Here is a 26,174-nt window from a genome sequence, read left to right as displayed (position 1 = left end):
CCTGCGGCGCGTCAGACCCGCACGTCGGCCAAGACACAAAGCATGTCGCCCATGCCGACGCGACCCGGGAAATGTCGGCCGATCAGCATACCATCGCGCGCCGCGCGGTACTCGACCGGGGCGGTGCCTGTGCGTGTCACGTCGTGAATGTGTGCGACGACATCGCCGCGCCGCACCATCGCACCGAGATCGTGACGCATCTCCAGCAAGCCGCCATGCTCACACGTCACGTAGCAGTCGTCGTCCGGCATGGATAACTGGACGGCCTGCGTGTTGGCGCTCAGGACAGCACCGTCTCGCTGTGCGGCATCGGCAGCCACGATCCCCGCCTGCACCAGCACGCCGTACACGCCGCGATGCGCAATCGCGACGCTTTGCGCGCTGGCCGTCCCACCGCCGCCGAGTTCTGTCGTCACGAACACTTTGCCCTGTGCTTCGGCGGCCGTGTCATAAAGCCCGTGCGGATCTGGGTCGCGCATGCGCAGGGAGTACGGCGCGCCGAATGCCTGCATTGCGGCGTCGGCGCGTGCCTGTTGTGCCGCATCGGCCAATTCATGGATCGCCGCGAACGGCAGGAAATCGAGCGTGCGGCCGCCAGAGTGAATATCGACCACGATGTCCGCCAACGGTAGCAGGCAGCGCGAGAAATAATCGGCGATGCGTTCGGTGACGGTGCCGTCGGCGCGCCCCGGGAACGCACGATTGAGATTGCCGCCGTCGAGCGGCGACGTGCGCTTTCCCGCAAGCACGGCGGGCGCATTCATGAACGGCACGACGATGACGGTCCCGTTCACGTCAGCCGCCTTTAGGGTATTCGCCAGTCGTGACAAGGCAATCGGGCCTTCGTATTCGTCGCCATGATTCCCGCCGGTGAATAGCGCAACCGGGCCGTCGCCACGACGGATCACGGTGATCGGAATCGTGACGGCGCCCCAGGCACTGGCATCGGTCGAGTGAGGCACCTTCAGGAAGCCATGCTGAACGCCGTCCCGATGGAAGTCGACGGTGGGATAAACGCGCGGCGGCTGCGCTGGCGCATCGTGATTGCGGTGCACGCTCAATACCCCCGCGCCAGATCGACGTTGCCGGGAATGCGACCCGTCGCGCGGAAATTCCGGAGATTAGCGGCAATGACGGCCGCCGCCGTTTCGTGATCGGTCGGGGCGGAGATGTGCGGCAACACGGTGACTGACGGGTGGTCCCAAAGCGTCGACGTCACCGGTAGCGGTTCTACGTCAAAGACATCGAGCACAGCATGCGAGAGATGCCCCCGGTCGAGCGCCGCGATCAGGGCGTCGGTCACAACGACGGGACCTCGCGAGAAGTTGATGAGTGCGGACCCCGGCTTCATCAGATTCAGACGCCGGGCGTCGAGCATGCCACGCGTCTGGGCCGTCAACGGAATCAGGCTCACGACGATGTCGCTCGCGGCGAGCATTGCCTTGAGTCCGTCGTCACCGGCAAGGGTTTCGATGCCGTCGAGCGCCTTGGGCGAGCGACTCCAGCCACGAACGGTAAACCCGGCATCACGCAGCCTTGCGGCAGCCGCCTGACCGAGTTCACCGAGTCCGAGTAAGCCGACACCCGTTTGCGAGGGCTTGCGATACGCCTGCTGCCGCCATTCATGCCGTGCCTGCTGCTTCGCGTAACGCGGCATGTCGCGTTGCAGGTAGTAGATCCAGGCGAGCACAGCCTCGGCCATCGTGCGAGACATTTCCGGATCGATCAGCCGCATGATCGGCGGGCTGCCCACCGGTAGCGTGCTGACGAGCGATTCGACGCCGGCCCAGAGACTCTGGATCCACTGAAGGCCGGGGAGATCGGCGAGATCGGCCGGGTCCGGATTCGCGACGATGGCAACCGACACCTGTTCGCGCTGGACCGTCGAAAGCTCGGCGAGCGGCGAGACGATGTCGCCCGGCAGTGCCGCACGCAAGGCGTCCAGATAGGGACGCTGATAGTCGGCGGACATCCGGCTAAGGAAGGCGATGACGGGCGGCATTGTGCGCTCGCTCAGGCGGTGGCGGCTGCGTCGTTCGCCATCTCTTCCATGTCCTGGAAGCGGTCGGCGATGCGCGGGTGTACACGACCGCCGTCTGCCGCGCCGATGGCCAGCAGAATTTCGTCGGCGGCCGGTGCGTCCGTCATCTGAAACGTGGCGGTGATGAAGTGCGAGCGTTTGCCGGTTTCCGACTTGTGGATCATCGGCACCGACACCAGCGCGCCGGGGCCAACGCGCGTGTTGGTGAAGGGCAGGAATGCCGTGCCGCTCACCGCGCTGCGGAACAGATTGCCGAAGCGCAGCGTGTGGATGATGGCGGAGGCGTGTTCGATCTCGCCGTGGGTGCCGACGACGGCGGCCTTGCCGTAGGCCTGGACACGATCGCCAGGCATCACGTCGACGAGACGTTGCGTCATGAGTGCGCCAAGTTCGGGCGCCAGACGAAGGATCTCGGGACGCAGGTTCTCTACGAAGCCAAGTCCCGCCCACGGATTACGGATCACGGCGGCGACGACGACGGTCGTGACGGGTTCGGCGGCCGCCTTGCCGCCTTCGCGGTAGGTCGTCTCGACAAAGGTGGCGATCTTGCGCAGCTCTTGTTTCACGGGTGTCTCCTGTTGCGGTGCAAAAACCCGCCGCGAGTGCGGCGTGGCGGTGTCGGGGAGGTGCGCTGACGGACTGAGGCGCGCGCGGCAAACATCGGAGGCTTGCCGATGGGACCCATGCTATTGCGCAGCGAAGGCGGGGTCTTCCCCCGGATCGTCGGAAGATCTTTTTTTTTCTTCCGACGCTTTGGTGTAGATTTTCCGCAGGCAAGGAGACAGACAATGCCGGAACAACACCAGCGGCTCATGGCGTTGCGCCATGTCGCCAGTCAGATCAGCAACGACGAAGACATCGAGGCGCTGTTTCGCGACCTCGTGCGTTGCGCGGTGCAACAAGGCGGTTGGGATCTCGGCTCGGTCATGAGCATCGATCTCGCGCATGGCTACGGACTCGTGATTACGCGCTACGAGACGAGCATGCTGCCGCAGCACGTCGAAGACCGCTGGGAGCTTGCGACCAGTCCTTCGCTCATCGCGTTGCAGACGAACGAGCCGGTCTACATTCGTGACGCGCTCGAGAGTACGCAATTCCCCGGCTATCGGCGTGAGGCGCACGAGCGCGGCTATCGCACGGTGCTCGTGCTGCCCATGGCGTCGCGCGATACGCAAGGCCACCCGATGGTGCTGACCGTCGCCTCGCGCAAGGTGCGTGACGTCGGCGACGACGATCTGACGTTCATGTCGACGGTCGTGCATCTGGGGGCGATCGCCGTCGAACGCGCGCACCGTCAGCGCGCGCAGGTGATGGCGCACGAGCGGCTGCAACGTACGCTCGAAGCGCAACGCACGCTCCTTGGCGACGTGCTCGCCGGCGGCTCACTGGAGAAGTTGACGTCGTCGCTGGGCGAGTTGCTCGGCCGGCCCGTACTCGTGATCGATTTCCTTGCGAACCAGTGGCACGCTTCGGCCTCGCCGGTACCGTCGCAAATGGACGATGCCGCCTGGGCACGATGGCTTGCGGGTGCGCAGGGGCGAGAACTCGGCGGTGCCGTGCGCGATGCACTCCAGCGCTACCGACAGTCGCGTCTGGACGTGCCGCTCGGGCGGCAGTCGGGTCAACCTACCGTCAGTGCGGCCATCGAGCCCCTGAGCGTCGACGACGATCTCGTCGGCGCACTGCTCACCTTCGGCGACGAAACTCCGGGCGACCTTCAGCAATTGCTGTTGGAAAGCGCACGCTTTGCGTTGAGCGTCCAATTGATGCGCAGCGTCGTGCGGTTCCGTTTCGAGACGCGCACACTGACCGAATTGTTCTTCGAAATCGTCGAGCGCCGGTGGCGCGACGAGGACGATGCGCTAGGTCGCGCACGCCGTCTCGGCGTGGCGCTGGATGCGCCGCTGCGCATGATGGTCGTCGACTATCCCGATCAACTCGGGCAAGCCGAGGTGGGACGGGCAGCCGGTCATTTGTCGCTGGAAAGCCATAGCACGGTGGAATTGCTGGCGCGACAGTTGAACGTATCCCTGCATGTCGTGACGGTGGGCGGCGGGCTGGTGTGTCTGGTGCCGCAGGACAGCGCGTCGGACGATGCGGCGCTTACGCGTTTCGCCCGACGCATGAGCGAAGCATTAGCGCGCTCGCTGGGGCGTGAGCCCATCGTGGTGATGAGCGACGTGTGCGACGGGCTTGAGCCGTTGGCACGCGAGTGGGAGCGCTGCTGGCGCATGATTCGCGTGGCGCGCAAGTTTGGCCGCAGCGGGCCGCTCGATATGCCGGGGCTGGGACCGTTACCCATGCTCATGGGCGCGGCGGATTCGTCCGACGTTCACGGCTTCGTCGACGGCACCATCGGCAAGCTGGTGGAGCACGACAAGCAATCCGGATCCCCATATCTGGAGACGCTGGCCGCCTATCTGCGCTCCGGCTGCCGCAGTCAGCCTTGCGCCGACGCCATGGGGCTGCACGTGACGACACTGCGTTATCGGCTCACACGCATTCAGGAACTCTTCGGCATCGACGTCGAAACCCCCGAGCGGCGATTCGCGGTGGAGCTTGCGATTCACCTGCATACGCTCACACGAGGGGCGTCACCGATGGGGGCCGCGGCATCGAAGGACGCCGCGTCTGCCCCGCGCGCTGGCGCTCGCGTGGCAGGGCATCCATGAAAACCCTGCCGCGCAATCGAGAGTAAATGATTTCACTTCTCCTGCGAATCGACGGAAGCTGACAAAAAAGTCCTCGCATATCGTTGACCTCAACGTAATGACGTTTCGAGGTGAACGACATGCAAGCTGTCGCCAAACAGCGCCAGACGGCAGACGCCGCCGGCGCTACCGCTCCGGCCTACCCGGGTGTTCAGTCCGAGCAATCCGCACAATCCGCGATCGATCCAGTCGCGTTGCGCCGCGCACTTGGCACATTCGTGACCGGTGTCACCGTCGTCACGACGCGTGACGACGAGGGTCGCCCGCGTGGCATGACGGCGAACTCCTTTACGTCCGTCTCGCTCGATCCGCCGTTGTTGCTGGTGTGTGTCGGCAAAGGGGCGGCGAGTTTTCCGGTGTTTCAGGGCACTGAGCACTTCGCGGTCAATCTGCTGCATGACGGGCAGACCGACGTGTCGAACCTGTTCGCATCGAAGTCGGCGGAAAAGTTTGCCGCCGTGGGGCACGATGTGGTTCACACGGGCGCCCCCGTGCTCACCGACTGCCTGACGTGGTTCGACTGCACGGTGCATGACCGTGTCGACGCAGGCGATCACGCGATCCTGATCGGCCGGATTCAGGCGTTCGGCACGAGCCCGGCCGCACCGCTCGGCTTCTGCCGTGGTCGCTATGCCCACGTCAAGGACCCGCTGCCGCCGGGCTGGCTTTCGTCGCACGACATGATCGTCGGCTATCTGATCGATGCCGACGGCAGCCTGCTTCTCGCGCAGGACGGCAAGGGCGGCTGGGTGCTTCCCAGCGCACCACGGCGCCTGACTAACGGGCGTCTGCCGCTGGCCGGCGGCGGTGAGCTGGCGCTGGTGCCGCACGACACCTTCCTCTACTCGGTGTTCGACACTGCGGAGAACGATCCCGGTTACCTGATGTACCGGGCGCGTCTCGCGCAGCCGCTCTCGCAGGCCGAGTTGCCGCCGCAGTTCCGGTTCTTCCCGTTCGACCAATTGCCCTTCGACGACATCGCTTCGCGCGAGATTCGCTCGATGGTGCGCCGGTATGTGCGCGAGACCGCAGGCGGCCACTTCGGCATCTACATGGATTCACACGACGGCGGACGCATCGCGATGGTGAGCGACGCGCAGCCGTGGACCCAACTCTCCCAAGTCTGACCCTGGAGTCAATCGATGCATACGACGATTCAAACGCTGGAGGGCTCTCGCCAGCAGTTGTTTATTGACGGGCAGTTCACCGCGCCGCATAGCGCCGAGTACGTGCCGAGCTATGACCCGACGACCGGCCGTCAATGGTACGAATTCGCGCAGGCCGACGCCGTCGATGTGGACCGCGCCGTGCGCTCCGCGCAGGCCGCGCTCGTCAATCCCGCATGGCGTCGCATGACGCAGACCGAGCGCGGCAAGCTGGTGCGCAAGCTCGGCGAACTGGTGCTGGCCAACGCCGATGCGCTCGCTGCCATCGAATGCCGGGACAACGGCAAGCTGCTCAAGGAAATGCGGGCGCAGATGCGCGCAATTCCCGACTCGTATCTGTATTTCGCGGGCATGGCGGACAAGCTGCAAGGCGACACCATTCCCGTCAACAAGCTCGACACGTTGAATTTCAACACGCGCGAGCCGATCGGCGTGGTGGGCATGATCATCCCGTGGAATTCGCCGCTGATGATGCTGACCGGCACGCTCGCTCCCTGTCTGGCGATCGGCAACACCATCGTGGTCAAGCCCTCCGAACACGCGACGGCGTCCACGCTCGCGCTTGCGGAACTGGTGATCGAAGCCGGAATTCCGCCGGGCGTGGTGAATGTCGTGACGGGCGATGGTGTGACCACTGGCGATGCGCTGACGCGTCACCCGGGCATCGCCAAATACGTCTTCACTGGCAGCACGGTGACGGGTCGCAAGATCGCAGGCAATGCCGCACAAAACCTCGTGCCGTGCCAGATGGAGCTCGGCGGCAAGTCGCCGCACGTGGTGTTCGGGGACGTGGACATCGAGCGCGCCGTCAACGGCGTGGTGTCCGGCGTGTTCGCTGCGGCGGGCCAGACGTGTGTAGCCGGTTCGCGCTGCTTCGTGGAGGCATCGGTGTACGACCGCTTCGTCGAGGCGCTGGTCGAGCGCACGCGCCGTGTGCGCGTGGGGCATCCGACGCATGAGGACACGGACATCGGCCCACTGGCGTTGGCGTCGCAACTCGACAAGGTGGAGACATACGTCGCCTCCGGCGTGCAGGAAGGTGCGCGCGTGGCGGCGGGCGGTCAGCGTCCGGCACGTGACGACCTCGCAGGCGGCTGGTACTACGAGCCGACTGTCATGACGCAGGCGCGCAACGAAATGCGTTTCATGCAGGAAGAGATCTTCGGCCCGGTCGTCGGTGTGATGCCGTTCTCCGGCGAGGCCGAACTGATCTCGCTCGCCAATGCCACGGAATACGGCCTGGCGGCGGGTATCTGGACCCGCGACATCGACCGTGCGCTGCGCTTCGCGCGCGACGTGGAAGCCGGCACCGTCTGGATCAATACCTATCGCTCGGCCGCCTATATGTCGGCCAACGGCGGCACCAAACACAGCGGCTATGGACGTCGTGGCGGCTTCGAAGTGATGCGCGAGTTCTCGCGCCTGAAGAACGTTGTGATCGATTACTCCGGGGCGATGCAAGACCCGTTCGTGATCCGTCTGCGCTGATCTCACTACACGCCACACTCACTGGAGACACACCTCATGAAATTCTCCGTTTCGCTCAGCATGGAGCGCTTTTCGCCGCAGGACACGATGAACGACGCCGTGCGCAACATGCTGCACCTCGCGCGCATCGCCGACGAAGGCGGCTTCGAGACGCTGTGGACCGCCGAGCACCACACCATCGAATGCACCATCTCGCCGAATCCGTTCATCACGCTGACGTGGCTGTCGCAGCACACCGAGCAGATTCGTCTGGGCACGGCCACCATCGTTGCGCCGTACTGGTCGCCGATCCGCCTCGCGGGTGAAGCGGCGATGTGCGATCACCTGACCGGCGGGCGCCTCGAATTCGGTATCGCCCGTGGGGCCTATCAATACGAGTTCGATCGCATGGCCGGCGGTATCCCGCAGCAAGAGGGCGTGGCGTATATGAAGGAGCTGGTGCCTGCGGTGAAGAAGCTGTGGGAGGGCGATTACGCGCACGAGGGGCACTACTGGAAATTCCCGCTCGCGACGTCGGTGCCGAAGCCGCTGCAACAGCCGCATCCGCCGATCTGGGTCGCGACACGCGACCCGGGCAGCTTCGACTGGGCCGTGGGGGTGGGGGCGAACATTCTGTCGACGCCGCTCGCGGCACCCGTGTCGGAGGTGGCCGTGCTCGGTGAGAAATTCCGCAAGGCGGTGGCCGATCATCCGGAGCGTCCACGTCCGCGCTTCATGATGCTGCGCCGCACGTGCGTGTACGACCGTGAGCAGGACTGGGAAGTCGCGGTGCGTCACAGCGTGGACTTCGGCCGCACGTTCGAGAACCTCATGCAGAACATCGGCTCGGTGACCAACGGATTCCCGGAGGCGGTGCCGTATGAGGCCGTTGTCGGACGGGCCAACTACGATCCTGCGTCGATCCGCGAAAACCTGATGTTCGGCACGCCCGACGAGATCGTGCGCAAGCTCGAAGTCTACGAAGCGCAGGGCGTCGACCAGTTCTGTCTCGGCCTGTCGTTCAACCTGCCGTTCGAGCTGCAAGTGAAGACGCTGCGCCTGTTCATCGATGAGGTGATGCCGCACTTTGCAGCACGCGAAGCTCGCCGCGCCAAGGAGGCTCAGGAAGCGCAGGCGTCGCAGGCAGCGCATTCGCACGCCGCCGAGCGTCCGGCGGCGTTGGCTTCGGCAGGCCGCTGACGCATGGACGCGCGCGCTATGACTCAACCTCCCGAGCGTCCCGAGCGTCCGGAGCGTCCTGAACGTTCCGCAGCGTCCGAAGCGACTGACGCCCCGCGTGAGCAGACATTGCAAGTGGGCGACGTCACGCTCGCCTACCGTTTACTCGGGCGTGGCGCTCGTGCGCTCGTCTGCATTCACGGCGTGGGCTCGTATCAGGAAGCGTGGGACGACGTGGCTGCCGCACTGGCCGACGATTTCCGCATCCTGACCTTCGATCTGCGCGGCCACGGCCGCTCGTCGCGGGTGAAGGGGCGCTACGAAATCGACGATTTTGTGACGGACGCACTGGCGCTGGCCGATCACGTGGGCTTCACCACGTTCGATCTGGCGGGCTTCTCGCTGGGCGGGTTGATTGCCCAGCGGCTTGCACTGTCGCATCCGTCACGGCTGCGCCGTCTGGTGTTGCTCGCGACGGTGTCGGGGCGCACCCGTGAGGAGCGTGAGCGTGTGCTGGCACGTCTTGCCGCACTGCAAAGCGGGGAGCGCGGCGCGCATTACGACGCATCGCTCTCACGCTGGCTGACCGAGGATTTCCAGGCGAAGCACCCGGCGCGGATCGCTTACTTGCGAGAGCGCAACGCCCAGAACGATCCGGATTGCTACGCGTCGGCGTATCGCGTGCTGGCGGAGACGGATTTCGGCGGGTTCATCGATCAGATTCGCATGCCGACGCTCATCGTCACCGGCGAAGACGATCAGGGTTCGAACCCGCGCATGGCCCATTTCATGCATGAGTGCATCGTCGGCTCGCAGTTGGCCATCCTGCAGGGCATGCGGCATTCGATTCTGGTCGAGGCGTCGGGGCAGGTGGCGGATCTGATGCGGGATTTCCTTGCCGGTGACAGCGAGCGCGCGGGTGCCAGCGAAGGAGCAGGGAGCGGAGCATGATTGTCGAAGAGCGCATTTACCGTATCCGGAACGGCTGCATGAGTCAGTACCTGAATCTCGTGCGTACTGAGGGATTGGCCATCCAGCAGCCCATTCTGGGGCATCTCGTCGGGTACTTCACGACGGATATCGGGCCGTTGAGTCAAGTGACGCATCTCTGGGCGTATCCCAGTCTGGACGAGCGGGCACGCCGGCGCGCGTCGCTCGCGCAGGACAAACGTTGGCAGGCGTTCATTCCGCGTCTGTCCGAATTGATCGAACAGGCAGAGAACCGCATTCTGATACCGACCGATTTTTCCCCGCTCACGGCGTTCACGCCGCAGGCACCCCAGGCAACTGATGTAAAGGAATCATGGGAGACAAGCCGTGACTGACCGACTGAGAATCGAAAACCTGTACAAGGTCTTCGCCGACAAGCCGGCGCGTGCGCTGGCCATGTTGCGCGATGGCAAACGCAAGTCCGACGTGCTCGAGGCACTGGGCCAGGTCGTGGGCCTGGACGACGTGTCGCTGACCGTGCCGTCCGGCGCCATCTACATGATCATGGGACTGTCGGGCTCGGGGAAATCGACGCTTGCGCGCTGCATCAACCGGCTTAACGAGCCATCCGATGGCCGGATTCTGCTCGACGGTGAAGACATCTGTGCGCTCGACGAGCGCGGACTGCGCGAGGTGCGCCGCAATCGCATCTCGATGGTGTTCCAGCACTTCGCGCTGCTGCCGAATCGTCGTGTGATCGAAAACGTCGAGTTCGGCCTCAAGCTGCGCGGCATGCCGACGGCTGAGCGTCGCCGCCGGGCTGAGGAAGTGCTGAGCGTGGTGGGGCTGGCGCGTTGGGCCTATCACATGCCGCACGAACTGAGCGGCGGCATGCGTCAGCGCGTGGGCCTCGCCCGCGCGCTCGCGACCGAGGCCGACGTGCTGATCATGGACGAGGCATTCAGCGCGCTCGATCCGCTGATCCGCACCGAGATGCAGGACGAGTTGCTGCGACTCCAACACACGCTCAACAAGACCATTCTTTTCATCACCCACGACTTTCAGGAAGCACTCAAGCTCGGCACACGCATCGCGATCATGGCCGATGGCCGCCTCGTGCGCGAAGGCACACCGCAGCAGATCGTGCTGGCGCCGGGGAGCGACTACGTGGCGGCATTCACGCGCGACGTAGACCGTGCGCGGCTGTTCGACGCCCGCTCGGTCATGAAGCCGCTCGACGCCACGCGCGACCCCCATCAGCGAATCGTTTGCGTGCCATCGGACATGCGTCTGGTGGATGTCGCCGCACGCGTGCGGTTTGACGAGCCGGTCGGCGTGACCGACGACGACGGCAAGTTGATCGGCGTTCTGGATGTGAATCAGCTACTTGCCCGGATCGGCACCGCTGCGGGCGCAGGAGACCACCATGCTTAATGCCGATCAACTCGCGGTATTCCCTATCGATCAATGGATTCAGGAAGGGGTCCAGTGGATGGCGATGCACATGCGTCCGCTGTTCCTGCTGATCAAATGGCCTGTCGAGCGGTTGCTGACCTTTAACGACAGTGCGATCCACGCCGCGCCGTTTCCTGTGCTGGTCGTGATCGCCTTCCTGATTTGCTGGCGATTGGCCAGCCTGAGCGTGGCGGTGTTCAGCGCAGTGGTGTTCGTGGCGATCGCCGTGCTCGGTGTCTGGAACGAGGCGATGACGACGCTCTCGCTCATCATGACGGCGATCTTTTTCTGTGCGCTTATCGGCATTCCGATCGGCATCTGGAGCGCGCGTAGCGAACGCGTCTGGTTGGTGGTGCGGCCGGTGCTCGACATCATGCAGACGACACCGACGTTCGTGTATCTCGTACCGGTGGTGATGCTCTTCGGCGTGGGCAATGTGCCGGGTGAAGTCGCGGTGGTGACCGCTGCGATGCCGCCGCTTATCCGTTTCACGCATCTGGGGATTCGCATGGTCGAACACGAGATCGTGGAGGCGGGGCTCGCATTCGGTGCGGACAAGCGGCAGTTGCTGTGGGAAGTGCAATTTCCCCTGGCGATTCCGACCATTCTCGGCGGTCTGAACCAGACGGTGCTGACTGCGATGGTGATGTCGGTCGTGGTGGCGATGATCGGCGCGGAAGGCCTCGGGCTGGTGGTGCTGCAGGGACTGGGACGTCTCGATGTTGGACGTGCGGCCGTTGGCGGCATCGCCATTGTGCTTCTGGCCATGATGCTCGATCGCTTCACGCAGAAGCTCGCGAGAACCCGGCCGCGTGACCAGCAGACATTCCGTGCCGTCATCTGGCGCTTGTTTCGCGGGGAGCCGAAGCGACAAGGCAGCGCCGGTGTGGGGCCGACGACGCAGGCAGACGCGCGCGAAGCCCTCTGAGCGTGAGTCCTGACCCTTTGAACCGCTGAAACCCGGTTTCGCAACAACTGGAAGGCTGGCCCTGACGACGGGGTGTTGACGTCAGGGACCGGCACCCGTGCCCGCATGCGCACGTCAGGCGGGCCGATAACTCGACGATCCGACGGATCGAACAAGTCTTGGAGAGCAGCAATGAAAGGATTGGCAAAGGCATTCGCCTCGTTCACGCTTTCGCTCGTCGCGGCGGGCGCGTTGCACGCGCAGACGCTTCCTGGCACGGGAAAGACGATTCGCTACGCGCAGAGCGATAGCTTCGGCGGGAATTACGTCGTCGCCCAGATCGTCTCGAAGGCATTCAAGGGGCTCGGCTACGACGTCAAGCTCAGCACGATGAACACCACGCTGTTCTTCCAGGCGGTAGCGCAGGGCGATATCGATATCGCGACCGACGTGAACTTCCCGCAGCGCGAGCCGGGCTTTCGCGCCGTGGCGGCGCAGGCCATGGTGGTTGGCTCCGGCCTGATTTCGGGCGATGGGATCAACGGCTATCTCATCGACAAGAAGACAGCGCTGCAATATCACATCACCAGTCTTGAGCAGATGAAGGACCCCAAGATCGCCGGACTCTTCGGCAGGGACGGCAAGGCCGAGTTGATCAGTTGCGACCCGGGCTGGAGCTGTGGCGATGTCGTCGATTATCAGATCGACAAGTTCGGCCTGAAACAGACGGTCAAGGCGGTGCGCGGCAAGTACGAAGCACTGATGGTCGAGGCGGTCACGAAGGTCAAACAGGGCAAGCCGGCATTCTTCTATGCGTGGAGCCCGTCGTGGGTGACGAACGCGCTCGTGCCGGGTGTGGATGTCGTGTGGTTGCCGACGCCGGCAGACGCGCTGCCGCCGAACGTCCCGAACAAGGGCTCGGCGCTCGTGAACAACGTGGAAGGGTGTGCGGGCGGTGCGAATCCGTGCCGCATGGCGATGGCGTCGTGGAACTGGGGTTCGGTGGCGAACAAGCAGTTCGTCGCGGCCAATCCGGCCGTGAAGACGCTGATCGAGCAGATTCGCTTCCCGGGCAAGACGTGGTCGCAGTGGGAGGCCATCATCAGCAAGGAAGGCGGTTCGCCCGCGCTGATCACGAAACTGTCCGACGAGTGGATTGCTGCCAACAAGGCGCAGATGGATCAATGGGTGGCGACGGCGCTCAAGGCGCATTGAGCGAAGGCATGGCCGCTCACGCGGCCTTGCTTCTGAGGTCGTGAATCAGCGGTCAGGAATCAGCAGTCAGAACATGAGGAGAGCGTTCGATGAGTTCGGAATTGTTTGAAAGAGGGCTGAAGACACGCCGCGAGGTGCTGGGTAGCGAGTACGTGGACAAGTCGATTGCCTCGGCCGATGCGTTCAATCGTCCGATGCAGGAACTGGTGACGGAGTACTGCTGGGGGGAGATATGGAATCGCCCCGGACTGGACCGGCGTACCCGCAGTCTGCTCAACCTTGGCATGCTCACCGTCATGAACCGTCCGCACGAACTGAAGTTGCACGTGCGCGGCGCGTTGACCAACGGCGTGACGAAGGAAGAAATCACGGAGGTCTTCCTGCAAGCAGCGATCTATGCGGGGGTTCCTGCTGCGATCGATAGCTTCCGCGTGGCGCGGGAAGTATTCGATACCCTGGCCGCCGAAGCCTGAGCCGAGAGATCGTCAGGGACCGGCAACGATGTCTGCCGACGTCGTTGCCGGGTGCCCATAGTCGTTTACCGTACAAGTCTCGTCGCGGTTCACCGCAAGGGTGAGGGCCGCAGTTGTCGCATATGTTGTTGATTCAAAAGGGTTTGTCTTGGCTGTCCATCCGGCGAGTTCAAAGTTGAGCGAACAAAATTAAAAACTCAACGAATCTCGACATCTCGACCGTTAGGGATAAATCTCACCTCCGGGAAAACCCCGCGTCTTGAAATCGTAAAACCCCGTCCCTATAATTAGCACTCGTTGGCGCAGAGTGCTAACGCCATGAATTCACCAAATATGCAAATGTTTGCATATTTAGTTTTGACGATCTCACTGAGAGAAAGAGGAGCTTGTAATGAACCTTCGTCCCTTGCATGACCGCGTAATTGTCAAGCGCCTGGACAACGAAACGAAGACGGCTTCGGGCATCGTGATCCCGGAAGCCGCCGCCGAAAAGCCGGACCAGGGCGAAATCCTGGCTGTCGGCCCGGGCAAGCGCGATGATCAAGGCAAGTTGATCGCACTCGACGTGAAGGTGGGCGACCGCGTTCTGTTCGGCAAGTACGCCGGCCAAGGCGTGAAGGTCGATGGCCAGGAACTGCTGGTCATGCGCGAAGAAGACATCATGGCCGTCGTGGCCGCCTAAGACTGTCTGCCCCCAGACATCTACGTAAAGAATCCAAGGAGTTAATGCAATGGCAGCTAAAGAAGTCGTTTTCGGCGATGCCGCTCGTTCCAAGATGGTTGAGGGTGTCAACATCCTCGCCAACGCCGTCAAGGTGACCCTGGGCCCGAAGGGCCGTAACGTCGTGCTCGAGCGCAGCTTCGGCGGCCCGACCGTGACCAAGGACGGTGTGTCGGTCGCCAAGGAAATCGAACTCAAGGACAAGCTCCAGAACATGGGCGCGCAAATGGTCAAGGAAGTGGCTTCCAAGACCAGCGACAACGCCGGCGACGGTACCACCACCGCAACGGTGCTGGCTCAGTCGATCGTTCGCGAAGGCATGAAGTACGTTGCCTCGGGCATGAACCCGATGGACCTGAAGCGCGGTATCGACAAGGCTGTCGCCGCTGCTATCGAAGAACTGCGCAAGATCAGCAAGCCCTGCACCACGAACAAGGAAATCGCTCAAGTCGGCTCGATCTCGGCCAACAGCGACACCTCGATCGGTGACTACATTGCCAAGGCAATGGACAAGGTCGGCAAGGAAGGCGTGATCACCGTCGAAGACGGCAAGTCGCTGCAAGACGAGCTGGACGTCGTCGAAGGTATGCAATTCGACCGCGGCTACCTCTCGCCGTACTTCATCAACACCCCGGAAAAGCAAGTCGCGATCCTGGAGAACCCGTTCGTCCTGCTGTTCGACAAGAAGGTGTCGAACATCCGTGACCTGCTGCCGGTGCTCGAGCAAGTCGCCAAGGCTGGCCGTCCGCTGCTGATCATTGCCGAAGACGTCGAGGGCGAAGCCCTGGCAACGCTGGTGGTCAACAACATCCGTGGCATCCTGAAGACCTGCGCCGTCAAGGCTCCGGGCTTCGGCGACCGCCGCAAGGCCATGCTGGAAGACATCGCCATCCTGACGGGCGGCCAGGTCATCGCCGAAGAAATCGGCCTGACGCTGGAAAAGGCTACGCTGGCTGAGCTGGGTCAAGCCAAGCGCATCGAAATCGGCAAGGAAAACACCATCATCATCGATGGCGCCGGTGAAGCTGTGAACATCGAAGCGCGCGTCAAGCAGATCCGCGCCCAGATCGAAGAAGCCACCAGCGACTACGACCGTGAAAAGCTGCAAGAGCGCGTGGCCAAGCTGGCCGGCGGTGTTGCCGTGATCAAGGTCGGTGCTGCGACCGAAGTCGAAATGAAGGAAAAGAAGGCACGCGTGGAAGACGCGCTGCACGCAACCCGCGCTGCCGTGGAAGAAGGCATCGTCCCGGGCGGCGGTGTTGCGCTGCTGCGTGCTCGCGTGGCTGTGTCGGACCTCAAGGGTGCCAACGCTGACCAGGACGCCGGTATCAAGATCGTGCTGCGCGCGATGGAAGAGCCGCTGCGTCAGATCGTCACCAACGGTGGCGAAGAAGCCAGCGTCGTTGTGGCTAACGTCGTTGCCGGCAAGGGCAACTACGGCTACAACGCATCGTCGGGCGAGTACGGCGATCTGGTGGAAATGGGCGTTGTGGACCCGACCAAGGTCACCCGCACCGCACTGCAAAACGCCGCTTCGGTGTCGGGCCTGCTCCTGACGACCGACTGCGCCGTTGCCGAACTGCCGAAGGAAGATGCTCCGATGGCCGGCGGTATGGGCGACATGGGCGGTATGGGCGGCATGGGCATGGGCATGTAAGTCTCGCAAGAGACTGCATGACCGGGGTGCCGCAAGGTGCTCCGAATGCCCGGCTGCCGGGCTTCGCGCAAGGATCTCGATCCGAGCGCCGAAGCCCGCGCCTGAAACGGCAACGAACTCCTTGGAATTCGTTGCCGTTTTTTTATGCGCGCTTCAAAGGTCCCGATCAGCGGGATTTGATCGGTGACGGCTGCAACGGCACCGTGGCCGCAATTTCATCCTGCATCCAGTCCCAGAAGGCGTGAATCGCCCGTTCGCGCGGATGGTTCTCTCGCCAGTTCACGTGGTATTCCAGACTCGGCGGAATCCGCACATCGCCGATCTGTACCAATTCCCCTGACGCCAGCGTGTCGCGCACCAGCAAACTACGCGCGGTGGCCACGCCATGTCCCGCCAGCGCTGCGCGCAACAACAACCCCGAATCGTCGAAAATCGGTCCGCGTGTCGGCTCATGCGGCGGTAATCCGGCGGCCACCTGCCAGTCCCGCCATGATCGGTAGGCGAAGCGCAGCATCGGCAGTTTGGGCGTATCGGCGAGCGTGAAACCCGGCACGGTGGCGATCAGGTCAGGGCTGCCTACTGCAATCACGAAGTCGTCGAGCAGCTTGCGGGTGACGAATCCCGGCGTCTCCACGCGCTGATGCCAGATGCCGACGTCGACGGAATAGGGGTCTGGAGCCGAGATATCCGCGTGAATACGCACGACCAGATCGATGCCCGGGTGAAGTTTGCTGAAGCGGTCGAGCCGGGGAATCAGCCATTGCACCGCGAGATCGGTCATCACGCTGATTTCGAGGCGGACGATGGCCGGCGTGGCGTCGGGCGTAATGCCCGCTTTGGCTTCGGTCATCGCCTCGTCCAGTTCCGTCATGCCGATGCGGACCCGCTCGGCCAGACGCGCCCCGACACTCGTCGGAATCATCCGCGCGCCGACCCGCCGGAACAGTGCGGTGCCCAGTTGCTGTTCCAGCGACCGCATATGGTGGCTGACAGCACTGTGCGTCAAATTCAATTCCTCGGCGGCGCGGGTAAAGCTCCGATGACGCACGGCTGCCTCAAGCGCACGCAGGGATTGGAGGGGAGGGAGGTGTTGGAACATGATGTCAAATTCTACTCACAATACGAGCACAAAGGTTTCGTTGGCTTCAGTGCACCGTTCCACCGACAATCGATACCCAAGCTGGTTTTAGGGTTTACACCATGTCAAAAGCACTTCGGATTTTCGTTCTGTTCGCCTGCGGATACTTCGTCTCATACGTGTATCGCGGTGTGAACATCGGGTTTGCGCCGTTTATGACGCATGACCTCGGTCTCTCGTCCGCCGATCTCGGTCTGCTCACGAGTCTTTATTTCCTCGGCTTTGCCGGTGCGCAATTGCCGGCCGGCGTTTTGCTCGACAAGTTCGGGCCGCGCCGGGTGTCGTCGATCGTGCTGTTGCTCGCGGCGGCCGGCGCGGCGCTGTTCGGTCTGGCGCAGGGCGTTGGCGCGCTGATGGTCGGGCGTCTGCTGATCGGCGTGGGCGTGTCGGTGTGTCTGGGCAGCGCGTTCAAGGCGCTGGCGCAGTGGTTTCCGGTAGCGCGTCTGCCGTTGCTCAACGGTCTGGTGATGGCTGTGGGTGGCCTGGGCGGCGTGGTCGTCGGTACTCCTTTGAGCTGGCTGCTCGAATTGACGGACTGGCGCGTGGTGTCGTTCGGACTGGCGGCGCTCACGGTGTTCATGTCCGTCGCGCTGTGGTTCGGCGCGCCGGAGAAGCCGGATTCGCATGCGCAGGGCGGTTTGTCGGAGGCGTTGCATGGCGTGCGTCAGGTGTTCGGCAGCGCGATGTTCTGGAAGGTGACGTCGTTCTCGGGCATCACGCAGGGTGTGTTCTATGCAATGCAGTCGCTGTGGATGGCACCGTTCATGCGCGACGTCGAAGGATTGTCGGCAGCGGAAGCGGCGTCGCTCGTGTCGGTCGTGGGGCTGGCGATGATGGCCGGCAGCGTGGTGTTCGGTGCGGCCGCTCGCTCGCTGGAGCGTCGTGGTGTGAGCGTGTTCGCCTTCTCCGGCGTCGGCATGTTGCTGTTCGTCGTGGTGCAGTTGCTGTTGATGCTGCGTGCGCCGATTCCGCCGGTCTGGTTGTGGGCTGCCTACGGCATCTTCGGTGGCACGGGCATTCTGTCGTATGCCGTGCTCGCGGAATACTTCCACGGCACGCTGATCGGACGCGTCAATACGTCGCTCACCCTCGTCATCTTCCTGCTGATCTTCTTGTGCCAGGTCGGCGTGGGTGCGGTACTCGGTGCGTACGCGGCACACAGCCCGGCAGGTCACTTCTCGGCGTGGACGGTGCTGATCGTGCTGCAAGTGGTCGGTGCGGTGTGGTACTTCTGGCCGCAGCGCCAGAGCGTCGGCAAGGTCGCGGCGGCCTGATTCGCGAAGGCCGCGGCAAAGTCACCGGACTTGCCGCAGCGTGCTGAAGTCGAAAAGGCTCGCCACGGCGAGCCTTTTTCTTTACGTCGAGATAACTTTCACTTTCCGCTTTCGAGCACCTTCAGCCAGTCGCTCAGCCCGGACTCGACGTTGATCAGCGTTGCCTTGGTGAGCGGTGCGAGCATGCGGTGTTCGTTGGCCACGTGCGCCTCGACCGCGCGCTCGATCAGGGCGAAGCCGTCGTCGGTCAACTGGACGAGCGTACTGCGCGCGTCGTCCGGGTTCGGCACACGGGCGATCCAGCCGCGCGCTTCGAGACGCTGTAACCGGTGCGTCATGGTGCCCGACGTCACCATCAGCGTGGAGAACAGCGCTGTCGGTGCGAGTCGGTAAGGCGCGCCGGAGCGACGCAGCGTCGCCAGCATGTCGAACTCCCATCCACTCATATCGAACTCGGCGAACGTGGCGTCGATCTGCTGCTGGACGAGCGCCGCGCACCGCTTGAGGCGGCCAATCACGCCCATGGGCGACACGTCCAGATCCGGACGCTCGCGATGCCACTGCGCGAGGATGCTGTCGACCGCGTCGCCGTTCGTAGACGCCTTGCCCTGCCTCTCATTCCCTGCATCCCCCGTCGGTCGCTTCGCCATGCCGCTCACTCCTTTTGTCTTGACATCAAGACAAAAGGATACCAAACTTCGATTTATCTTGAATTGAAGATAAATTGCGATGACTCGAATTTCTACACAGCCGACAAGCGCCGCGTGGCTGGATGTGCTCTTCACGGCACTCGCCCCGATGATCTGGGGATCGACCTACATCGTGACGACGCAGGTGTTGCCCCCCGACCGACCGTTCACGGCGGCGCTGATTCGCGTGCTGCCGTCGGGATTACTGCTGTTGCTTTACGTGCGACGTTGGCCTGCACGTGGCGACTGGGCGCGATTGTTGACGCTCTCCGCATTAAACATCGGTGCGTTTCAGGCATTGCTGTTCGTCGCGGCTTATCGGTTGCCGGGAGGTCTGGCGGCGGTCGTCGGTGCGATTCAGCCGTTGCTGGTCATGGGGCTGGCGTGGGGCGTGGATCAGCGGCGACCGCTGATGACGACGGTATGGGCGGCGGTCGCCGGTGTCGTCGGGATGGGGGTGTTGCTGCTCTCGCCGGGGACGGTGTTCGAGCCGGTGGGCATTCTGGCGGCGCTTGCGGGGGCGGCATGCATGGCCGCCGGCACTTATCTGACGCGTCGCTGGCGACTGAGCATGCCTGTGCTGGCGCTGACCGGCTGGCAACTGTTGCTGGGAGGTTTGATGCTGACGCCGGTGGCGTTGCTGGTCGACCCGCCTCTGCCGTCGCTCACGTGGTGGCAGACGGCAGGGTACGTTTATCTGTCGATGGCGGGGGCGTTGCTGGCGTATGCGTTGTGGTTCCGTGGCATCGCCCGTCTTGCGCCGGTAGCGGTGTCGTCATTGGGCTTGCTCAGTCCGTTGACGGCGGTTGTGCTCGGCTGGGTGTTGCTCGGTCAATCCATCAAAGGCCTGGCATTCGTGGGACTTGCGATGGTTTTCGCGAGCATTCTGGCCGTGCAGTGGACGGCGTCGCGGACGTGATTTTCGTCAGGGTCGCCGCCCGATTTTCGCGCAATGGTGCTGGAAAGTGCCGTGTTACTCCGCTGACACCCAGTCACCCGACTTGCCGCCGTGCTTCTCCAGCACGCGAACGTCGGTCATCGTCATGCCGCGATCCACGGCCTTGCACATGTCGTAAATCGTCAGCAAGCCGACTTGCACGGCGGTGAGGGCTTCCATTTCGACGCCGGTACGCCCGATGGTCTCGACCTGCGCCCGGCAGTGCACGGCGTTTGCGCCATCGTCGACGAGAAACTCGACCGTCACGCGGGTGAGGGCCAGCGGATGGCACAACGGAATCAGATCGGCCGTGCGCTTGGCACCCTGAATGGCGGCGATGCGGGCGATGCCCAGCACGTCGCCCTTCTTGGCCGTGCCGGTGCGAATGAGCGCCAGCGTTTCCGGCTTCATGCGGATAGTGCCGCGCGCAACCGCGATGCGGTGCGTGCTGTCCTTGCCGCCGACGTCAACCATGTGGGCCTGTCCGGCGGTGTCGAAGTGGGTGAGTTCTGCCATGAGTCGATGCTGAGAAAGTGCGGGAAGTCGGGCTGAGCGTGGTCGCGAGTCCGTCGAGAATCGTTTCGAAATCGTGCGCGATCACGCGGCCTGCGACGGTGAATTTGCCAATGTTTTTATCGTTCGGGCGACGGTGCGGAACGTCCGCGTCTGGCTGCTATCATAGCAGCAGCCTCGAATGATCAGCGCCACGCTGCGCCCACGCCCATGACGTCCATGCCGACGCACGCCCGTCATCCCAATCCCTTCGATGCAAGTTCATCCGGCGTCGTGCGCTGGCGGCACATCGTTGCCGCCGTGATGCTGCCGGTGATGACGGCGGCGACGTTCGCCACCGCCATCGTGCCGACGCAGGCGGCCGCGCAGAGCTTGCCCACGCTCGGCCAAAGTTCGGCCGCCGATCTTTCGCCCGCGATGGAGCGCAAGCTGGGCGAGCGCGTGATGCGCGAGATCCGCGCCGATCCCGATTACGTCAACGATCTGCTGCTCTCCGACTATGTCAATGCGCTGGGCAGCAAGCTTGTCTCGGCCACCCGCAAGATCGGGATCGACGCCAGCCAGAGCTTCGAGTTCTTCGTCGTGCGCGACGCCGCGATCAACGCCTTCTCGCTGCCCGGGGGCTTCATCGGCATCAACACCGGGCTGATCGTCACCACACGTACCGAGTCGGAACTCGCTTCCGTGGTCGGACACGAGACGGGGCACGTCCTTCAGCATCACATCGCACGCATGCTCGGCCAGCAGTCGCAGAACTCGTGGATTGCGCTGGGCGGCCTGCTGCTCGGCTTGCTCGCCGGTATCGGCGCGCGTAGTTCGGATCTTGGGATGGGTATTGCGATGGGCGGGCAGGGGCTGGCCGTCGACCGGCAACTGCGGTTCTCGCGCGACGCGGAGCGCGAAGCGGATCGCGTCGGCTTCCAGTTGTTGCAGGCGGCCGGTTTCGACACGTATGCGATGCCGACATTCTTCGAGCGGCTGCAACGGGCCGATTCGATCAACGAAGCCGGCGTGCCGGAATACGTGCGGACTCACCCGCTCACGACCGAGCGCATTGCCGACATGCTCAACCGCTCGCGCAGCGCCGGTTATCGTCAGCCGGAGCAGTCGCCGGAATATGTGTTCGTGCGCGCTCGCTCGCTGGTCTTGCAGCAGAAGTCGGCGAGCGATTTCGCGGCCATTGCAGACGCGCAACGCACGGCCATCCGGACGCAGACCACGCCGAGCGTCGCAGGGGCATGGTATGCGGTGGCACTGGCCGAAATGAAGCAACGCCGCTGGGAGCCCGCACGCGACGCGCTTGAGCGCGCTCGCACGGCCTTCGGCGGCACTGGGCCGGGCACGCCGAGTCTGGCGGTGCTGGCCTCAGATATCGCCCGGTTGTCCGGCCGACCGGACGAGGCGCTACGGATCGCGACACAGGCGCGCGCAGCGTTCCCGCTGTCACAAGCATCGGACATGGCCTATGCGGACGCGCTCATCGCTAGCCAACGCGTGCCCGAAGCCACGAAGTTCCTGCAATCGCAGGTCGAGCGCTATCGCAGCGAGCCGATCTGGTGGCGTGCGCTGGCCGGCGCATGGGCCGCAGGCGGCAAGCGGGCGCGTCAGCATGAGGCGCTCGCCGAGCAATACGCGCTGCAAGGTCAGTGGATGGCGGCGGTGAGTCAGCTCAAGCTCGCGCGCGACGCCGGGGATGCCGACTTCTACGAGCTGTCGACCATCGACGCGAAACTGCACGAGTTCCAGCGTCGATATAAGGAAGACAAGGAAGACGAGAAGGACTTCAACAAGCAGTTTGGCTGACGGGCGCTAAGGGCGTCCCGTCGCGAGGTCTATCGGGGCGTGATCGAAAATCAGTCGGCCGGCGCCTGCGGATCACGCTCGAAGCCATACGTCTGCGGCAACGTGCCCGCGTGAACGGTAGCAAGCGGCAGCGAATCACCCGAATCACCATTGCACCAATGCAGACGCACCGCAGCCTTCGCGTCCGCCGTGTTGTCCGCCGTCTCCGCCACTTCGAATGCCTGCGCCAGATCCGAGACCTGCGTGAGCAGATCGATGTCGTGATCGTGCAGCAGCGCTAGCGGCGCATTCGCCTCCCCCTCGGCCTTCGTGCCCACGAAGGCGACACTGCCATCCTCGTCGAGCAGGCATGCCTGCGGCACGAACGTCTTGCCCAACTGATCCGTCAGCACGGGCGCGCCGCGTCCGTCGTTCGCCGTGGCATCCCACGTGAGGCGAACCACGAAGGGTGCGTAAGCGAGCGACACGTACACGCGCTGGGGGCCGTTCTGGAAGTACCAGCGGCCAGCGTCGTCGCTGGTGTAGTTGCGGGCGATGAACGCGATCAGCGCGGTATGTCGAATGGGGTCACCCGCCGTGCCTTCCGTCTGCGCCTGTTCGTCGCGCATGCGCCACTGGCCGCGACGATCCAGTGCGAGCCAGCCGTAGCAGTGCGGCACATTGGGCCATTTGGCCATCGCCTGTCGAACGATCTCATCCATTCGGAACCCTTAATTTATGCCGATTGTGTGCCAATGATGCGCTGAGGCTGCGCGTGAGTCTCACGCAGCGCTCGGCAGAAATTGACGGAAGTAGTCGACGACGGTATGCGGCATCCACGTCAGCCCGCCCGGAAACGGCCCGCTCATGAAGCCGACGTGCCCGCCATGCGCCGGTTGCAGCAGTTGGACGTAACGGCCGACGTCGCCTTCCCCGGGCAGGGCGCTCGCGGGTTGGAACGGGTCGTTGCGGGCGTTGATGACGAGCGTCGGGACTTCGATGGCGGGCAGAATCGGTTTGCTCGACGCCCGTGTGTAGTAGTCGAACGCGCTGTGATAGCCGTGCAGCGGTGCGGTGACGACGTGATCGAATTCGCCGAGATCGCGCGCGGCCATCATCAGATTGCGGTCGTAAAGGCCGGGGTACTGATCGAGCTTGGCGAGCGCCTTCTTCTTGAGGGTGCCGAGGAAATTGCGCGTGTACACCATGTTGAAACCGTGCGAGAGCGCGAGACCCCCCGCGCGCAGATCGAGCGGCGCGGAGATCGCGCAGGCCGCGCTGACGATTTGCGTCGCGTGCCCTTCGCGCTCGCCGAGCCAGCGCAGCAGCACATTGCCGCCGAGCGACACACCCGCCGCGAAGATCGGGCCGGACGTGTGGGCGCGCAGGCGTTGCAGCATCCAGTCGATTTCGGTGCTGTCGCCGGAGTGATAGAAGCGCGGCGCGCGGTTCATGCGTCCGCTGCAACTGCGAAAGTGGGGAATCACGCCACGCCAGCCCTGCGCTTCGACCTCGCGCATCAGCGTGCGGGCGTAATGACTGCCCGAGCCACCCTCCAGACCGTGGAACAGCACGACCAGCGGCGTTTCGACGAGACCGTCGGGGGCGGGCGGGGATTTCTGCGAGGCGGGCGGCGCGACCAGCCAGTCGACGTCGACGAAATCGCCGTCGGGCGTGTCCCAGGTCTCGCGACGGAACTCGACCGACGGGCGGCGGCCCAGCAACGCGGGATAGATCGTCTGGCTGTGGCCGTCGGGCAGCCACCGGGGCGGCCGGTAATCCTGAGGCAGAAAGACGGCCGGGCGCGCGGTCATGCGAACACCGTACGCCTTAGTGCAGTCCGTCCGGACGCGCGTGCATCATCAGGCTGAATTGCTCGACAGCATGCGGCGGCAGGGGGCTTGAGTGGATGTGGGCGAAGCGCCAGTCGCCTTGCTCGTGCACCAGCACGTAAGTCGTGTGGATGAGCTGGGCGGTCGTTTGGCCTGCGTCTTCCTTGCCCACGCGGATGGCTTCGGTCGCGGTGTGCACGACCGTGCCGACGGTGTCGTACTCGGTCGTGTCGAGCGAGTCGATCAGCACCACGCTCTGCGCGAACTGGGCGACGAGACCGCTGCGGATCTGCTCAAGCCCGTCCCAGCGCGTGCCGTCGGCGCGAATGTAGCTGACGAAATCCTCGTTCGCCCAGAGCGTCATCGCGCGATCCGTCTGACCACGGCGCAGCGCGTCATAAAAGGCCGTGATGGTTTCACTGGCGGCATCGAACAGACGGACAAAACGTGGCATGAGGATTTACCGTTGAGTGTTACCGGGATCGAACCGAAAGCTTGCCGTGCGCGGCGCTCAGCGCTGCGTCAGCAGAATGTTGCGCAGATTCGCGAACACATGCTCGGGCATCAACTCGTTCAGGCAGCGTGTATGGCCCAGCGGACATTCGCGGGCAAAACACGGGCTGCATTCCAATTGTAGCCACAGGATGTGCGCGTGCTCGGACAGCGGCGGCGTGTGGCGCGGATCGGACGAACCGAACAGCGCGATCTGCGGGCGACGCAGGGCGGCCGTCACGTGCATCAGGCCCGAATCGTTGCTCACCACGGCGTTTGCGCGTGCGAGCAGGGCGCAGGCCTCGGCCAGCGACGTCTGCCCGCAAAGGTTACGCACGAACGGCGCATCGGCGGCGATTTGCTGCGCCAGCGCCCCGTCCTTGCCCGAACCGAGCGCGATGATCTGCGCGTACGGGAACGATCGGCGCAACAATTGCGCGAGCTGCGCGAAGTGTCCCGGCGGCCAGCGCTTGGCCGGTCCGAACTCAGCGCCCGGGCAGAACACCACGAGCGGCACGCGCAGATCGAGGCCGAAGCGCGCGAACACGCGGGCCGATTCGTTCAGGTCGGCTTCGATGCGCGGCGTCGGCAGCGTCTCGGGCAGCTTGGCCCCCGGGGCGAACGCGAGCGCAGCGTAGTGCCGCACCATCGGCGGGCGCTCGTCCTTGCGCGGATTGGCGTGACGCACGTTGAGCAGGCCGTAGCGCTGCTCGCCCTTGTAGCCGATGCGCAACGGAATGCGCGCCAGCCATGGAATCAGCGACGACTTCAGGGAATTCGGCAGCACATAGGCGGCGTCGTACCCCTCGTCGGCCAGCACGCTTGCGAGCCGGTAGCGCTCGAGCGGCTGCAACTTGCCGTGCGCGAGGTCGGTGGCGACGACGCGCGAAATCTCCGGCATGCGTTCGAGCACCGGGGCGACCCAGCCGGGCGCGATCGCGTCGATGGTCAGACGCGGATGCAGACGCTTGAGCAGGGTAAACAACGGCTGCGCCATCAGCGCGTCCCCAATCCAGTTGGGGGCGATCACCAAGGCTTTATGCATCGTGGCGGAGACTCAATTCGTTAAGCGTGGCGATGAAACGGACCCGGCGGCCGGGCCGTTTCACGAGAAAGACGGACGATCAGTGACCCTTGATCACGGTGCCGGGCTTCAGGCGATAGCGTGTGCCGCAATAGGCACAGGCGGCTTCGCCGTGGCTCACGTCGATGAACACGCGCGGGTGGCTGCTCCAGAACTGCATCTTCGGGTTCGGGCAGTGGACCGGGAGATCTTCAGCGCCGACTTCGACGACGGGCATTTGTTTGACTTCGCTCATGGGGTTCGGACCGTGGTGATATTCGATGAATTCGCGGTGGGCCGCGAATCCGAAGTTTCGAGGATTGCCCGGACGGTGTCGGTCACTGGGTGACGTCCGCCCGTTTACCAAAAGACGCTATTGTAAAGCAGCCGCCGCCCTTTGCGGACGGCTAGCGGCCCAGACGGCCATGGCAGGGTCCGCGTGGCGCGTATGCCACAGCGGTGGCGTTGCATCAGAAAAAACACGCGAGTGACGGCTTTGCGCGTACTAAGTAACTATTTACCGTGGCTATAA

The 26,174-nt window shown here is 63.9% G+C and carries 26 protein-coding genes; 15 read left to right on the top strand and 11 right to left on the bottom strand.

Annotated elements, in window-relative coordinates:
• Nucleotides 1-11 precede the first annotated feature (11 nt).
• From doeB to PAQ31011_RS18795, 3 genes are read right to left on the bottom strand one after another with little or no spacing between them, the layout of a single operon-like run.
• Entirely contained in the window at nt 12-1,055 is a 1,044-nt protein-coding gene (doeB, locus tag PAQ31011_RS18805) for a N(2)-acetyl-L-2,4-diaminobutanoate deacetylase DoeB (RefSeq protein WP_150577235.1), read from the bottom strand.
• A 2-nt stretch (nt 1,056-1,057) separates the two neighbouring features.
• Nucleotides 1,058-2,002, bottom strand: a complete 945-nt coding sequence (locus PAQ31011_RS18800; RefSeq protein WP_150577234.1) for a 2-hydroxyacid dehydrogenase — start codon at nt 2,000-2,002, stop codon at nt 1,058-1,060.
• A gap of 11 nt (nt 2,003-2,013) precedes the next feature.
• Nucleotides 2,014-2,607: an amino acid synthesis family protein gene (locus PAQ31011_RS18795; RefSeq protein WP_150577233.1), complete on the bottom strand. Its 594-nt coding sequence runs from the start codon at nt 2,605-2,607 to the stop codon at nt 2,014-2,016.
• Nucleotides 2,608-2,829: 222 nt separating this feature from the next.
• Here PAQ31011_RS18795 and PAQ31011_RS18790 point away from each other — a divergent pair, with 222 nt between their 5' ends.
• From PAQ31011_RS18790 to groL, 12 genes are all read left to right on the top strand, one after another.
• Nucleotides 2,830-4,713 (top strand): helix-turn-helix domain-containing protein, encoded by a 1,884-nt coding sequence (locus PAQ31011_RS18790; protein WP_150577232.1) that lies wholly within the window; start codon nt 2,830-2,832, stop codon nt 4,711-4,713.
• Nucleotides 4,714-4,832: 119 nt separating this feature from the next.
• The gene (locus PAQ31011_RS18785) at nt 4,833-5,879 is read left to right on the top strand and encodes a flavin reductase (RefSeq protein WP_150577231.1); all 1,047 of its coding nucleotides are present in this window, start codon (nt 4,833-4,835) and stop codon (nt 5,877-5,879) included.
• Nucleotides 5,880-5,894: 15 nt separating this feature from the next.
• Nucleotides 5,895-7,406, top strand: coding sequence for an aldehyde dehydrogenase (locus PAQ31011_RS18780; RefSeq protein WP_150577230.1), 1,512 nt, complete (start codon nt 5,895-5,897; stop codon nt 7,404-7,406).
• Nucleotides 7,407-7,442: 36 nt separating this feature from the next.
• Nucleotides 7,443-8,585, top strand: coding sequence for an LLM class flavin-dependent oxidoreductase (locus tag PAQ31011_RS18775; RefSeq protein ID WP_150577229.1), 1,143 nt, complete (start codon nt 7,443-7,445; stop codon nt 8,583-8,585).
• A gap of 18 nt (nt 8,586-8,603) precedes the next feature.
• The gene (locus PAQ31011_RS18770; RefSeq protein ID WP_150577228.1) at nt 8,604-9,515 is read left to right on the top strand and encodes an alpha/beta fold hydrolase; all 912 of its coding nucleotides are present in this window, start codon (nt 8,604-8,606) and stop codon (nt 9,513-9,515) included.
• Nucleotides 9,512-9,889, top strand: a complete 378-nt coding sequence (locus PAQ31011_RS18765) for an NIPSNAP family protein (protein WP_150577227.1) — start codon at nt 9,512-9,514, stop codon at nt 9,887-9,889. The genes PAQ31011_RS18770 and PAQ31011_RS18765 overlap by 4 nt, the downstream gene beginning before the upstream one ends.
• Nucleotides 9,882-10,928: a quaternary amine ABC transporter ATP-binding protein gene (locus PAQ31011_RS18760; RefSeq protein ID WP_150577226.1), complete on the top strand. Its 1,047-nt coding sequence runs from the start codon at nt 9,882-9,884 to the stop codon at nt 10,926-10,928. The genes PAQ31011_RS18765 and PAQ31011_RS18760 overlap by 8 nt, the downstream gene beginning before the upstream one ends.
• Nucleotides 10,921-11,877, top strand: a complete 957-nt coding sequence (locus PAQ31011_RS18755) for an ABC transporter permease (protein ID WP_150577225.1) — start codon at nt 10,921-10,923, stop codon at nt 11,875-11,877. Before PAQ31011_RS18760 ends, PAQ31011_RS18755 begins: the two co-directional genes overlap by 8 nt.
• A 171-nt stretch (nt 11,878-12,048) precedes the next feature.
• Nucleotides 12,049-13,071 carry a glycine betaine/L-proline ABC transporter substrate-binding protein ProX gene (gene proX / locus PAQ31011_RS18750; protein WP_150577224.1) on the top strand — a complete coding sequence of 341 codons (1,023 nt, stop codon included), beginning with the start codon at nt 12,049-12,051 and terminating at the stop codon, nt 13,069-13,071.
• 89 nt (nt 13,072-13,160) lie between these two features.
• On the top strand, nt 13,161-13,544 hold the full coding sequence (locus PAQ31011_RS18745) for a carboxymuconolactone decarboxylase family protein (protein ID WP_039396565.1): 384 nt from the start codon (nt 13,161-13,163) through the stop codon (nt 13,542-13,544).
• Between the two features lie 391 nt (nt 13,545-13,935).
• On the top strand, nt 13,936-14,226 hold the full coding sequence (locus PAQ31011_RS18740) for a co-chaperone GroES (RefSeq protein ID WP_039396568.1): 291 nt from the start codon (nt 13,936-13,938) through the stop codon (nt 14,224-14,226).
• A gap of 49 nt (nt 14,227-14,275) precedes the next feature.
• Nucleotides 14,276-15,922, top strand: coding sequence for a chaperonin GroEL (gene groL, locus PAQ31011_RS18735; RefSeq protein WP_150577223.1), 1,647 nt, complete (start codon nt 14,276-14,278; stop codon nt 15,920-15,922).
• A 166-nt stretch (nt 15,923-16,088) separates the two neighbouring features.
• Here the strand turns inward: groL and PAQ31011_RS18730 are convergent, their stop codons facing one another.
• Entirely contained in the window at nt 16,089-17,021 is a 933-nt protein-coding gene (locus PAQ31011_RS18730; RefSeq protein ID WP_150577222.1) for a LysR substrate-binding domain-containing protein, read from the bottom strand.
• Between the two features lie 101 nt (nt 17,022-17,122).
• Between PAQ31011_RS18730 and PAQ31011_RS18725 the strand changes: the two genes are divergently transcribed.
• On the top strand, nt 17,123-18,334 hold the full coding sequence (locus PAQ31011_RS18725) for an MFS transporter (RefSeq protein ID WP_150577221.1): 1,212 nt from the start codon (nt 17,123-17,125) through the stop codon (nt 18,332-18,334).
• Nucleotides 18,335-18,432: 98 nt separating this feature from the next.
• Here the strand turns inward: PAQ31011_RS18725 and PAQ31011_RS18720 are convergent, their stop codons facing one another.
• Nucleotides 18,433-18,984, bottom strand: coding sequence for a MarR family winged helix-turn-helix transcriptional regulator (locus tag PAQ31011_RS18720; protein ID WP_150577220.1), 552 nt, complete (start codon nt 18,982-18,984; stop codon nt 18,433-18,435).
• A 79-nt stretch (nt 18,985-19,063) separates the two neighbouring features.
• On the opposite strand from PAQ31011_RS18720, the gene PAQ31011_RS18715 reads away from it, so the two are divergent.
• Nucleotides 19,064-19,942 (top strand): EamA family transporter, encoded by an 879-nt coding sequence (locus tag PAQ31011_RS18715; protein ID WP_150577219.1) that lies wholly within the window; start codon nt 19,064-19,066, stop codon nt 19,940-19,942.
• 54 nt (nt 19,943-19,996) lie between these two features.
• On the opposite strand, the gene moaC is transcribed toward PAQ31011_RS18715, so the two are convergent.
• Nucleotides 19,997-20,476, bottom strand: coding sequence for a cyclic pyranopterin monophosphate synthase MoaC (moaC, locus tag PAQ31011_RS18710; protein ID WP_150577218.1), 480 nt, complete (start codon nt 20,474-20,476; stop codon nt 19,997-19,999).
• A gap of 207 nt (nt 20,477-20,683) precedes the next feature.
• Between moaC and PAQ31011_RS18705 the strand changes: the two genes are divergently transcribed.
• A complete protein-coding gene (locus PAQ31011_RS18705; RefSeq protein ID WP_246179654.1) occupies nt 20,684-22,276 on the top strand; it encodes a M48 family metalloprotease in 1,593 nt (530 codons plus the stop codon).
• A gap of 50 nt (nt 22,277-22,326) precedes the next feature.
• Here the strand turns inward: PAQ31011_RS18705 and PAQ31011_RS18700 are convergent, their stop codons facing one another.
• The 5 genes from PAQ31011_RS18700 to PAQ31011_RS18680 all read right to left on the bottom strand — a co-directional run bounded on the left by PAQ31011_RS18700 (nt 22,327) and on the right by PAQ31011_RS18680 (nt 25,898).
• A complete protein-coding gene (locus PAQ31011_RS18700) occupies nt 22,327-22,977 on the bottom strand; it encodes a DUF2946 family protein (RefSeq protein WP_150577217.1) in 651 nt (216 codons plus the stop codon).
• A gap of 60 nt (nt 22,978-23,037) precedes the next feature.
• Nucleotides 23,038-24,069, bottom strand: a complete 1,032-nt coding sequence (locus PAQ31011_RS18695) for a YheT family hydrolase (RefSeq protein ID WP_150577216.1) — start codon at nt 24,067-24,069, stop codon at nt 23,038-23,040.
• Between the two features lie 16 nt (nt 24,070-24,085).
• The gene (locus tag PAQ31011_RS18690) at nt 24,086-24,541 is read right to left on the bottom strand and encodes a nuclear transport factor 2 family protein (RefSeq protein WP_046292789.1); all 456 of its coding nucleotides are present in this window, start codon (nt 24,539-24,541) and stop codon (nt 24,086-24,088) included.
• A 57-nt stretch (nt 24,542-24,598) separates the two neighbouring features.
• The gene (waaF, locus tag PAQ31011_RS18685) at nt 24,599-25,624 is read right to left on the bottom strand and encodes a lipopolysaccharide heptosyltransferase II (RefSeq protein WP_150577215.1); all 1,026 of its coding nucleotides are present in this window, start codon (nt 25,622-25,624) and stop codon (nt 24,599-24,601) included.
• Nucleotides 25,625-25,703: 79 nt separating this feature from the next.
• Nucleotides 25,704-25,898, bottom strand: a complete 195-nt coding sequence (locus tag PAQ31011_RS18680; protein WP_039396595.1) for a zinc-finger domain-containing protein — start codon at nt 25,896-25,898, stop codon at nt 25,704-25,706.
• Between the last annotated feature and the right edge of the window lie 276 nt (nt 25,899-26,174).

This window comes from Pandoraea aquatica (assembly GCF_902459565.1).
Classification (GTDB): domain Bacteria; phylum Pseudomonadota; class Gammaproteobacteria; order Burkholderiales; family Burkholderiaceae; genus Pandoraea; species Pandoraea aquatica.
This window is presented reverse-complemented; position numbering and strand designations above follow the sequence as displayed.